Source organism: Promicromonospora sp. NPDC060204 (genome assembly GCF_042728455.1).
Classification (GTDB): domain Bacteria; phylum Actinomycetota; class Actinomycetes; order Actinomycetales; family Cellulomonadaceae; genus Promicromonospora.
On sequence record NZ_JBHWZO010000441.1, the window covers coordinates 1 to 2,207 of the forward strand.

The window sequence follows — 2,207 nt, forward strand, 5'->3', positions numbered from 1 at the left end:
GCCCGGCCCCTCGGGCGGCCGGGCACCGCTTCGTCCCGCGTCGGGCAGGTTCGTCCCGAGACGTGCTCCGCGAGGCGCCTCGGGCGCAAGGCCTGGTCGGGCGGGTGATCGCCTCGGGCAACGGGTGAATTTCCTGCTCCGGGCCCTCACGCCAGTCGTGTTACGGCTGTGAGAACCACCTGGTCAGAACTGTTACTCGGTGTTACCCGTGTATACCGAGATGGTCACAACTCGGTGGAGTTTCTCGGGTGGTGGTCATCGGCACGTCCAGGGAGCGGTTACGTTATTCCGTGATACCACGGGGCGCAACGAAGCGTCCGCATCGCTCCGGACGGCACCCGCCGTGCCGGGGTGTACTGCTACCCAGGAGGACACGTGACACCTCGTAAGCGACTTGTGGGGCTGGGCGCTTTCGCGCTCGCCTCGTCGCTCGTGCTGACCGCTTGTGGCGGTGGCAACAGCGGCGACGACGCGACCGGCGATGGCGCCAGCACCGGGATCGTGACGATCAGCAACGGTGAGCCCCAGAACCCGCTCGTCGGGTCGATGACCAACGAGACCGAGGGTGGACTCGTCGTCCAGCAGCTCTACTCGGGCCTCGTCTACTACGACGCCGAGGGTGTCGTGCACAACGAGATCGCCGAGTCGATCGAGTCGGACGACAACCAGACCTGGAACATCACCATCCAGGACGGCTGGGAGTGGTCCGACGGCACGCCGGTCACCGCGGCCAACTTCGTGGACGCGTGGAACTGGGCGGGCTACGGCCCCAACGGTGCCAAGGGCGCCGGCTTCTTCGAGCCCATCGAGGGCTTCGCCGAGGCGCAGGGTGTCCCCGAGTTCGACGAGGAGGGCAACGTCTCCGGCATGGCCGAGGAGCCGACCGCTGAGACGCTGTCGGGCCTCGAGGTCGTCAGCGACACCGAGTTCACGGTCAAGCTGACCCAGCCGGAGTCCGACTTCCCGATCCGCCTGGGCTACTCGGCGTACTTCCCGCTGCCCGACGCGTACTACGACGACACCGCGGCGTTCGGCGAGAAGCCGGTCACCAACGGTCCGTACGTGCTGGAGAGCTGGGAGCACGAGTCCGAGATCAACCTGGTCCCGAACGAGGCCTACAACGGCCCGCGCAAGGCCCAGAACGGTGGCCTGGACTTCATCGTCTACACCGACGAGAACACCTCGTACGCCGACCTGCAGGGCGGGAACCTCGACATCCTCGAGAACGTCCCGACCTCGGCGATGAGCACCTTCGAGGAGGACCTGGGTGACGGCGCCATCAGCGAGCCGTCCGCCAGCTTCGCGGCCATGACCGTGCCCGAGTGGCTCCCTGAGTTCCAGGGCGAGGCCGGCCTCAAGCGCCGCCAGGCCCTCTCCATGGCGATCAACCGTGAGCAGATCACGGAGACGATCTTCGCCGGCACCCGCATCCCGGCCACCGACTTCACGTCGCCGGTCATCAACGGCTGGACCGGTGAGATCCCGGGCAACGAGGTCACCACGTACAACGCGGAAGAGGCCAAGAAGCTCTGGGACGAGGCCAACGCCGAGGACCCGCTGCCGGACGACTACGTCCTGACGATCAGCACCAACACCGACTCGGACCACCAGGCGTGGGTCGAGGCCGTGTGCAACGGGTACATCAACGACCTCGACATCAAGTGCGAGATGACCGGTTACCCGACGTTCGACGAGGTCCTCAACGAGCGCGACAAGGGCCCGGACGGCAAGGTCGACGGTCTGTTCCGTGCCGGCTGGTCGGCTGACTACCCGTCGCTGCAGAACTACCTCGGCCCGCTCTACAGCAAGGCGGCGCTGGCGGGTTCGAACGACGGCCGTTACGAGAGCGACGAGTTCGACGCCGCCCTCAAGGAGGCTGCGGCCGCGCCCTCGCTGGACGAGGCCAACGTCCTCTACAACAAGGCGCAGGAGATCCTGTTCAAGGACCTCCCGGGCATTCCGCTGTGGTACTACTCCACGACGGCCGGGCACTCCGAGAACGTGGACAACGTGGAGTTCGGCTGGGACAGCATGCCGCTGCTGTACGAGGTCACCAAGTCGGAGTGACTGTGATCACGTCCGGTAATCCGGCGTGACTCATCACCCCAGGTGACGGGCGGGGGGGGGGGGGCCCCCGCCCCCCCCCCCCCCCGGGGCGTGTGGGTTAAAAAAAATTAGCGGGCGCACGTATTAGGGGGGTTTTTATA

The 2,207-nt window shown here is 66.5% G+C and carries 1 protein-coding gene; it reads left to right on the top strand.

Going from position 1 to position 2,207, the window contains the following annotated elements:
* The first annotated feature begins 375 nt into the window (after positions 1-375).
* Complete coding sequence (locus ACFWEJ_RS28500) at positions 376-2,067, top strand: ABC transporter substrate-binding protein (RefSeq protein WP_377232524.1); 1,692 nt, start codon at positions 376-378, stop codon at positions 2,065-2,067.
* Positions 2,068-2,207 lie beyond the last annotated feature (140 nt).